This window comes from Paenibacillus sp. AR247 (assembly GCF_002968895.1).
Taxonomy (GTDB): Bacteria; Bacillota; Bacilli; order Paenibacillales; family Paenibacillaceae; genus Paenibacillus_AQ; species Paenibacillus_AQ favisporus.
The window spans coordinates 39356-49068 of record NZ_PCZT01000020.1 but is presented as its reverse complement, the minus strand read 5'-3'; the positions used below and the strand labels follow the sequence as shown (position 1 = coordinate 49068).

Annotated in this window: 8 protein-coding genes, 1 tRNA gene and 1 pseudogene; 4 read left to right on the top strand and 6 right to left on the bottom strand. The window is 52.7% G+C overall.

Going from position 1 to position 9713, the window contains the following annotated elements; translation table 11 throughout:
* The 6 genes and pseudogenes from eno to CPT76_RS27320 form a co-directional block, all read right to left on the bottom strand.
* Positions 1-944 (bottom strand): phosphopyruvate hydratase (gene eno / locus CPT76_RS27345; protein ID WP_105445138.1); only part of this gene is annotated, 944 nt, incomplete at its 3' end.
* Between the two features lie 202 nt (positions 945-1146).
* Positions 1147-2691 carry a 2,3-bisphosphoglycerate-independent phosphoglycerate mutase gene (gene gpmI, locus CPT76_RS27340; RefSeq protein ID WP_105445137.1) on the bottom strand — a complete coding sequence of 515 codons (1545 nt, stop codon included), beginning with the start codon at positions 2689-2691 and terminating at the stop codon, positions 1147-1149.
* Between the two features lies 1 nt (position 2692).
* Positions 2693-3445 carry a triose-phosphate isomerase gene (tpiA, locus tag CPT76_RS27335; protein ID WP_105445136.1) on the bottom strand — a complete coding sequence of 251 codons (753 nt, stop codon included), beginning with the start codon at positions 3443-3445 and terminating at the stop codon, positions 2693-2695.
* Between the two features lie 63 nt (positions 3446-3508).
* Positions 3509-4691 (bottom strand): annotated as a pseudogene (locus CPT76_RS27330) (phosphoglycerate kinase).
* 197 nt (positions 4692-4888) lie between these two features.
* Entirely contained in the window at positions 4889-5899 is a 1011-nt protein-coding gene (gene gap, locus CPT76_RS27325) for a type I glyceraldehyde-3-phosphate dehydrogenase (protein WP_076173156.1), read from the bottom strand.
* Positions 5900-5978: 79 nt separating this feature from the next.
* Positions 5979-7016 (bottom strand): sugar-binding transcriptional regulator, encoded by a 1038-nt coding sequence (locus tag CPT76_RS27320; protein ID WP_105445135.1) that lies wholly within the window; start codon positions 7014-7016, stop codon positions 5979-5981.
* Positions 7017-7256: 240 nt separating this feature from the next.
* Here CPT76_RS27320 and CPT76_RS27315 point away from each other — a divergent pair.
* From CPT76_RS27315 to CPT76_RS40635, 4 genes are all read left to right on the top strand, one after another.
* Positions 7257-7331: transfer RNA gene (locus CPT76_RS27315), tRNA-Arg, on the top strand.
* 208 nt (positions 7332-7539) lie between these two features.
* The gene (gene clpP, locus CPT76_RS27310; protein ID WP_076173158.1) at positions 7540-8136 is read left to right on the top strand and encodes an ATP-dependent Clp endopeptidase proteolytic subunit ClpP; all 597 of its coding nucleotides are present in this window, start codon (positions 7540-7542) and stop codon (positions 8134-8136) included.
* Between the two features lie 427 nt (positions 8137-8563).
* On the top strand, positions 8564-8923 hold the full coding sequence (nrdI, locus tag CPT76_RS27305; protein ID WP_105445134.1) for a class Ib ribonucleoside-diphosphate reductase assembly flavoprotein NrdI: 360 nt from the start codon (positions 8564-8566) through the stop codon (positions 8921-8923).
* Positions 8910-9713 (top strand): ribonucleotide reductase N-terminal alpha domain-containing protein (locus tag CPT76_RS40635; RefSeq protein ID WP_308737672.1); only part of this gene is annotated, 804 nt, incomplete at its 3' end. The genes nrdI and CPT76_RS40635, both read left to right, overlap by 14 nt.

Genomic DNA, 9713 nt, shown 5'->3' with positions numbered 1-9713 from the left:
AACAAGTCGTCGCCAACGAGCTGGATCTTGTCGCCGAGTTTCGCGGTAAGGAGCTTCCAACCTTCCCAGTCGTCTTCGGAGCAGCCGTCTTCGATCGTGATGATCGGGTATTTGTCGACCCAGGAAGCGAGCAGCTCAACGAATTCACTGGATGTGTAGGATTTGCCTTCGCCTTCAAGATGGTACTTGCCATCTTTGTAGAATTCAGTGGAAGCGACGTCCATACCGAGGAATACGTCAACGCCTGGCTTGTAGCCGGCTTTTTCAATAGCTTCCATAATTGAGGACAATGCGTCTTCGTTGGACGTGAAGTTCGGAGCAAAACCGCCTTCGTCGCCAACCGCTGTGTTCAGGCCTTTGCCCTTCAGAACGGATTTCAGGCTGTGGAAGATTTCTGCACCTGTACGGAGAGCTTCCTTGAACGTAGGCGCGCCAACCGGCAGTACCATAAATTCTTGAACGTCGACGTTGTTGTCGGCATGAGCGCCGCCGTTGACGATGTTCATCATTGGTACAGGCAGTTGTTTGGCATTGAACCCGCCGAGGTATACGTACAGCGGAAGGTCCAGAGCGTCAGCAGCCGCGCGGGCTACGGCCATGGATACAGCCAGGATGGCGTTAGCGCCCAGCTTGCCTTTGTTAGGTGTTCCGTCCAGTTTGATCATCAGCTTGTCGATGCCGAGCTGGTCGAGCGCGTCCATGCCGATGACTTCAGGAGCGATGATTTCGTTCACGTTCTTCACCGCGTTCAGAACACCTTTGCCGAGGTAACGGTCTTTGTCGCCGTCGCGAAGCTCTACAGCTTCGTGAGCGCCTGTGGATGCGCCGGATGGTACGATGGCGCGGCCATGGCCGCCGGATTCCAGATATACTTCAACTTCAACCGTAGGGTTACCGCGGGAGTCGAGGACTTCGCGTGCGTACACGTCAGAAATAATAGTCATTTTGTGCTAATCTCCTTTTCCACATTCGTAATTGGTTATTCAGACCACATGATATAGATTGAACTCAAGTCTCGAATGGAGAACCCTGTTGTAACGGCCTTATCCAAGCCCTACAACACGAACTTCTTGAGTTCATTCTATATTGCTTGTCAGCTACTACAGCCATTATAACGCATCGGATCACCGGAATCGAATTTTCCGCTTATTTGCGGGTTGCAATCATCGATTCGCCGGTCATTTCAGCAGGCTTCGGCAGCTGCATCAGATCGAGAATCGTCGGCGCCACATCGGCCAGAATGCCGCCTTCGCGCAGCGTTACGTTCTCATCGGTCAAAATAAACGGCACCGGATTCGTCGTATGAGCGGTGAATGGGCGGCCTGCTTCGTCAAATACCATGTCGGCGTTTCCGTGGTCGGCGATAATAATCGCTACCCCGCCTTTGGCAATAACGGCATCCACTACTTTGCCCATGCACTCGTCGGTGACTTCAACCGCTTTGATCGTCGGTTCCAGCATACCGGAGTGACCGACCATATCCGGGTTGGCAAAATTCAGAATGATCGCATCATGCTTCTCGGCTTCAATTTCCTTCACGCAGGCGTCCGCCACTTCGTAAGCGCTCATTTCCGGCTTCAGGTCATAAGTGGCGACCTTCGGCGAATTGATCAGAATGCGCGTTTCTCCAGGCAGCTCGACGTCGCGTCCGCCGCTGAAGAAGAAGGTAACATGCGGATATTTTTCCGTTTCGGCAATACGCAGCTGCTTCTTGTTATTCTGCACCAGCACTTCGCCCAGCGTGTTGTCCAGGTTCTTCGGCTCGTAGGCTACGTAGCCCTCCACCGTTTCGCTGAACAGCGTCAGGCAGACGAAATGGAGGTTTTCCGGGAACTTCGGCCCACGGTCGAATCCGCGGAAGTCCTTGTTCGTGAACACTTGGGACAGCTGGATCGCGCGGTCCGGGCGGAAGTTCAGGAAGATAACGGAGTCTCCGCTCTCCACCAGCGATACCGGGTTGCCCTGCTCATCAACGATGACGGTTGGCTCCACAAACTCGTCGAATACCGACTTGTTGTAGGATTCAGTTACGGCAACCAGCGGATCGGTGTATTTCGGTCCATCCCCGTACACAATCGCACGGTAGGACTTCTCTACGCGTTCCCAGCGCTTATCGCGGTCCATCGCATAGTAACGGCCTTGTACCGTGGCGATTTTGCCGACGCCAACTTCCTTGATCTTGGCTTGCAGATCCTGGATGAACTTCTTGCCGGAATCCGGAGCCACGTCGCGTCCGTCCAGGAAAGCATGGATGTAAACCTCATCCAGCCCTTCTTTTTTCGCAAGGTCCAGCATAGCAAACATATGCTCGATATGGCTATGTACCCCGCCGTCGGACAAGAGGCCATACAGATGGAGCTTCTTGTTGTTATTCTTTGCAGCTTGCACCGCTTCGACCAGCGTCGGGTTGTTGAAAAACTCCCCTTCGCGGATCGATTTCGAAATCCGGGTCAAATCCTGGTACACGATGCGGCCTGCGCCGATGTTCAAATGGCCGACTTCGGAGTTGCCCATTTGCCCTTCCGGCAGACCTACCGCTTCGCCTGAAGCGGTCAGCGTCGTGTTCGGATACTTCGCCATCAATCGGTCGTAGTTCGGTTTCTTGGCCTGCGCTACTGCGTTGCCTTCGTCCGTGCTGCGCAGCCCGAAACCGTCCATGATGATCAGTGCTACGGGTCTAGGTGCGGTCATCTTACTTCGCCCCCTCAACGAGCTGGATGAACGAAGCCGGCTGCAGGCTGGCACCGCCAACGAGCGCGCCGTCGATGTCGCTTTGGCCCATGTATTCTTTAACGTTTTCCGGCTTCACGCTGCCGCCGTACTGGATACGGACTTGATCCGCTACCTCTTTGCCATACAGGCCTTCAACCAGGCTGCGGATATAAGAGATCACTTCGTTAGCGTCCTGTGCAGTCGAGGACTTGCCGGTTCCGATCGCCCAGATTGGCTCGTAAGCGATAACCACTTGAGCCGCCTGTTCTGCGGACAAGCCTTGGAACGCTGCTTCCGTCTGCACTTTGCATACGTCTTTCGTTTGGCCGGCTTCGCGCTCTTCCAGCTTCTCGCCGACGCACACGATTGGAGTCAGTTCATGACGGAATGCCGCTTGAACCTTTTTGTTTACGGTCTCGTCGGTTTCGGCAAAATATTGCCGGCGCTCGGAGTGGCCGATAATGACGTAGTCTACGCCAAGGTCTTTCAGCATCACGCCGCTGATTTCCCCGGTGAACGCACCGTTATCTTCAAAATGCAGGTTTTGGGCACCGATTTTGATCGATGTGCCTTTCACAGCTTCCACCAAAGCGGGAAGGTTCGTGAACGGAGCGCAGATGACGCTCTCCACGCCTTCAACTTCAGCTTTGCCTTTGACTTCTTCGATAAACGTTTTGGCTTCCGGAACGGTTTTGAACATTTTCCAGTTGCCGGCGATGATAGGTGTTCTCACACTTTTCACTCCTTTTTTGTCCTTACGGGTCCGTACGTTCCGCGCTCTTCCAGCGCTTCTTGCTTACTTGTCGTTCAGTGCCACGACGCCAGGGAGAGCCTTGCCTTCCATGAACTCGAGGGATGCGCCGCCGCCAGTGGAGATGTGATCCATTTTGTCAGCCAGATGGAATTTCTCTGCCGCTGCCGCCGAGTCGCCACCGCCGATGATGGTGTAGCCTTCGGTTTGGGCGCAGGCTTCAGCCACTTCGCGTGTACCATTGGAGAAAGGATCGATTTCGAAAACGCCCATCGGTCCGTTCCATACCACGAGCTTGGAGTTCTTGATGATCTCTGCATATTTGGCACGGGTTTTCGGTCCGATGTCCACGCCTTCCCATTTCTCAGGGATGTTGCCGACTTCTACGATGTCAACGTTCGCATTGGCGCTGAAATCGTCCGCGATGACGATGTCAACCGGAAGCAGGAAGTTTTTGCCGAGATCCTTCGCTTTTTGGATAAATCCGAGCGCGACATCCAGTTTTTCATTATCGCACAAAGACAGACCGATTTCATAGCCCTGTGCCTTCATGAACGTATAGGACAGGCCGCCGCCAATCAGGACGTTATCCGCTATGTTCAGCAGGTTGTCGATGACGTCGATTTTATCCTTAACCTTGGAACCGCCGATGATTGCTGTGAAAGGACGCTCCGGATTGGACAGTGCTTTACCAAGTACGGAAAGTTCCTTCTCCATCAGCAGGCCGGAAACAGCCGGCAGGTAATGGGCGATACCTTCGGTCGAAGCATGCGCACGGTGAGCGGCGCCAAACGCGTCGTTTACGAACAGGTCAGCCAGCTCAGCGAACTGCTTCGCAAGTTCCGGATCGTTTTTCTCTTCGCCAGGGTAAAAAGCGGACATTTTCAAGCAGCAGCACGTCGCCGTTGTTCAGCTTCTCCACTTGCGCTTTGACCGCGTCGCCAACCGCTTCGTCAGCCTTGACAACCGGTTTGCCGAGCAGCTCTGACAGGCGCTCTGCCGCAGGTGTCAGACGCATGGATTCTACCACTTCGCCTTTCGGGCGCCCCATGTGGCTGGCCAGAATCACTTTCGCGCCATGCTCGATCAGGTAGTTGATCGTTGGCAGCGTTTCACGGATCCGTGTATCGTCGGTAATTTTGCCGTCTTCCAATGGCACGTTAAAATCAACGCGCACGAATACGCGTTTGCCGTTTACTTCTACATCACGTACAGACTTCTTGTTCATCGTATTGTTTCCCTCCGCACCCATATTTTTTAACGGGACAGTCTCCTCAGCCCCGTGGTTCAGCATGTTAGGACATTGATCTTGCAATCATAGAATGGCTCAGCTCCGCTGAAAATTTATGCATTCTATATTTTAAAGAGCGGAAACATAGGATGCCTGTTTCCGCTCGGGATGTTTTCGCTATGGGATGGCCGATATTACTTAGCGATCTTAGCGAAGTATGCCAATGTGCGAACCAATTGGGAAGTGTAAGACATTTCGTTGTCGTACCAAGCAACGGTTTTAACCAGCTGTTGGTCGCCAACAGTCAACACTTTCGTTTGAGTAGCGTCGAAGAGCGAACCGAACGTGATGCCTTTGATGTCGGAAGATACGATTTCGTCTTCAGTGTAGCCGTAAGTTTCTGGATCGGAAGCTTCTTTCATTGCTGCGTTCACTTCGTCAGCCGTTACTTTGGTGTTCAGAACTGTTACGAGCTCAGTCAGGGAACCTGTTGGTACAGGTACGCGTTGAGCGGCACCGTCCAGTTTGCCTTGCAGTTCTGGAAGAACCAGACCAATCGCTTTTGCAGCGCCAGTGGAGTTAGGAATGATGTTTTCTGCAGCTGCACGCGCACGACGGAAGTCACCTTTTGGATGCGGAGCGTCCAGGGTGTTTTGGTCGCCAGTGTAAGCGTGGATCGTTGTCATCAAGCCTTGAACGATACCGAACTTGTCGTTCAGCGTTTTGGCCATTGGAGCCAGGCAGTTCGTTGTGCAAGATGCGCCGGAGATTACAGTCTCAGTTCCGTCCAGTGTCTCATGATTAACGTTGTATACGATCGTCTTCATGTCGCCTGTAGCCGGAGCGGAGATTACAACTTTCTTAGCGCCGCCTTTCAGGTGTTTCTCAGCAGCTTCTTTCGTTGTGAAGAAGCCTGTGCACTCGAGAACGATGTCTACGCCAAGATCGCCCCAAGGAAGTTCTTCAGGGTTACGGTTCGCCAGAACCTTAACTTCTTTGCCGTTCACTTTGAAGAAGCCGTCGTGAACTTCGATATCTCCGTTGAAAGTGCCTTGCGTTGTATCATATTTGAGCAGATGGGCCAACATCTTAGCGTCAGTAAGGTCGTTGATGGCTACAACTTCGATGCCTTCCACATTTTGAATACGGCGGAAAGCGAGTCGTCCGATACGTCCAAAACCGTTAATGCCTACTTTTACACTCATTGAATAGTCCTCCCAAAAGTTCGTATTTTATTTATTCAAAACAGGTAAGTACCTGTCATGACATCAAAAGGAATGTTGTTTACTCGCTGCCAATTTCCCGGCAGATTTCGATAGCGGCCGCTTCGTCAACCACCAGAATGTCCTCGTGGCCGAATTTGAGCACCGCATGGATCGCTTTGGCCTTGCTTCGGCCGCCCGCAATGCCGATGACGGTCTCGGTCCGCATAATGTCCTCCAGCCGCAGCCCCAAAGTCATCATTTTATGAACGACAACGCCTTGTTCATTGAAATAGTAGCCAAAGGATTCGGCTACGGCTCCTTCCGACCGGATCTCCTCCACGGCGGCGGGATCCAGCCTTCTTCGGCGGGTCATCTCCATCGCGTCCCCGATGCCGTGCATGATGATGCGGCAGTGCCTGATCGCCTGCACGATCTCCTGGATGTTGCGGTCCTGCACCAGCGACTGATACGCTTCATCGCTCAGGAGGTCCGGCACATGCAGCAGCCGGTATTGCGCGCCGACGCGCTTGGCCATGGTGGATGCGATCGTGTTCGCCTGAAACTCCACGCTTTCGCCAAGTCCGCCCCTAGCTGGCACGAACCAGCTGTTCTTCATCGGTACGGCCGCCTGCGGCGTCAACTGCTCCGCCACTTCGGCGAGCGTTGAGCCTCCAGTCACCGCTACGGTGTCCCCTTGGTTCATGACGCCAAGCAGCGCTTTGGCACCCGCGCGTCCCAAGTCACGCTTCGTGAGCGGCGACGATTCGCAATCCCCGGGCACGACCACGACTTTGCGCAAGCCGTACGTCTGGCGGATCTTCTCGCCAAGATCATTGAGGCCGAACAGCACTTTCACCATCGGCTCCATCTGTTCGAGCAGCTTGCTTCCCGCCTCGCTGACCCTCATCCCAGAGCTCTCGATCTCAACCAGGCCCTGGGACTTGAGAAGATCCGTCTCGGCCCGCAGCACCCGCTCGGTCATATGCAGGGATGCAGCGAGCGTTCTCCGGCCGATCAGCTCCGACAGCTTGATCTGATGAAGAATGGTATATCTGGTCTTGAGAACGTCCACGAGATCAGGCAGAAGCTGCTTTTGTATCTCTAATATATCCCGCATTTCTTTCCACTCCTGCAACTTCGCTTCCCTCTCTCCCCTGGCCCTAAAATGTCCCGGGTCAACGTTTTAAGTCCCACCACTATTCTACTCAATAATGGCGCTGGTTGCAAGTAGTCCACTGACTATAATTCACATCAGCCTTTCCTCCTATACAGCATTTTCCTGATTCGAAAAAATTAATAACTTAACCCTTGCATTTTGAGGCAAGCTATCATATAATAACTCTTGCTATTGAATTTTGCGCCCGTGGTCCAATGGATATGACGTAGGCCTCCGAAGCCTGAGATCGAGGTTCAATTCCTCGCGGGCGCGCCATTTTTCTTCAATAGAAGAGAACGCAGAACGGCAACCGTTCTACGTTATGTTTTTAACCAAACGTACCACAGCCAATTAGATGGCTATTTTTTTTACCTTGAGTTTGACTTTCTTTGACTTTTTGTTTGAAATTGTTTATCATGTGGTTAATACGGTAACAGTATGTATAGAATGACCTATTTTGAGCCAATTAAGGGAGGTTTTCCACGTGAGTTATATTCCTATGGTCGTCGAACAAAGCAACCGCGGTGAACGGGCTTACGACATCTATTCCCGTTTGCTGAAAGACCGCATCATTTTCCTGGGCACCGAAGTCAATGACGTGGTCGCCAATTCTATCATCGCCCAGCTGCTGTTTCTCGCAGCCGAAGATCCGGAGAAAGACATCCATTTGTACATTAACAGCCCCGGCGGATCCATTACGGCCGGTATGGCGATTTTCGATACAATGCAGTTCATCAAACCGGACGTATCTACAATCTGCGTAGGCTTGGCCGCTTCCATGGGCGCGTTCCTGCTGAACGCCGGCGCCAAGGGCAAACGCTTCGGCCTGCCGAACAGTGAGATCATGATCCACCAGCCGCTCGGGGGTGCGCAAGGCCAGGCTACGGATATCGAAATCCGCGCCCGCCGCATTCTGAAAATGCGAGACACCTTGAACCGCATCCTGTCCGAACGTACCGGACAACCGCTGGAGCGCATCGAGAAAGACACCGACCGTGACTACTTCATGAGCGCAGCTGAAGCGCAAGAATACGGACTGATCGATAAAGTTCTGGAAAGCACTCCAATCCAAGGCGTGTAAATATTTGCGGCTTTGGAGCCGAAGAAAAACAGGGAATCTCCCCGAATCGATCCGCTTACGGATCGCCGGGTGGCTCCCTGTTTTTTGTTTTTCAAGGCGTCAAGCAGGCTGCAATTGCGCCCATGAACATGATTCTCATAGGCTTGACCACATCAATATATTGATGTATTATTCTAAATACCCGCTTTAAACCATCTACATATTGATTGTCAGCGGCATAGTATATATAACATAATTTCCCACAACACACCATTCATTCCGGTGTTATTTTAAGAAGATCAATTTAATTTTTCAGCGAAGCTGAACCATTCTGTGATCACAAGAATAACGACCACGATATGTGGTGTGGTTATCTACAATGACGTCAATAGACGTTTTTTTTGCGCCCGTGACCACGGCAGAGAACATTATTCAGGAGTGAAGGATCATGCTGATCGTCTATGATTCCAAGACCGGCAATGTCAGACGCTTTATCAACAAGCTGAACATGAGAGCCATTCCGATCGAAGAGCAGGAGCAAGTGAATGAGCCTTACGTGCTCGTAACGTATACAACGGGTTTTGGGCAGGTGCCCGAGAAAGTGTCGAACTTTCTGTCGAAGAACAACCGCATGCTTCGCGGCGTGTCGGCCAGCGGCAACCGGAACTGGGGGCCTCGTTTCGCCAAGAGCGCGGATACGATATCGGAGATGTACCATGTGCCAGTCATCACCAAGTTCGAGCTTTCGGGAACGATACGGGATACGGAGATTTTCAAAGAGAGGGTGCGGAGCATTGAAGCATATTGAACTCAACAACGAAATTATGCAGCGCGGATCGGACGGTTACTTTCAATTGGAAAAAGACCGGGAGGCGGTTGCCGCCTTTATGGAGGAAGTGGAGCGCGATACGATGAAGTTCGGCTCCCTGCGCGAGAAGCTGGATTACCTGATCAGCAACGACTACTATGAGAACGTGTTTGAGCATTACACCTACGACGAAGTCGAGTCCGTGTTCAACCTGACGGCGAGCAGCGACTTCCAATTCCAGTCCTACATGGCGATCTCGAAGTTCTACAAGGACTATGCGATGAGAACCAACGACAAGAAGCAGTATCTGGAGCAGTACCCGGACCGCGTCGCCATCGTGGCGCTGTACTTGGGCGAAGGGAATATCGGTAAAGCGCTCCGAATCGCCGAAGCGATGATCGAGCAGCGGCTGCAGCCAGCGACCCCGACCTTCCTCAATGCCGGCAAAAGCCGTCGCGGCGAGCTGGTCTCCTGCTTCCTGCTGGAAATGGACGATTCGCTCAATTCGATCAACTACGTGCTCGGCACCTGCATGCAGCTGTCCAAAATCGGCGGCGGCGTCGCCGTCAATTTGTCCAAGCTGCGTGGGCGCGGCGAACCGATCAAAGGCGTGGCCGGAGCGGCCAAAGGCATCATGCCGGTGCTGAAGCTGATGGAGGACGCCTTCTCCTATGCCGACCAAATGGGCCAGCGCAAAGGCTCGGGTGCCGGATACTATAACATTTTCGGTTGGGATGTCATCGAGTTCCTTGATTCGAAGAAAATCAACGCCGACGAGAAGCTGCGCATC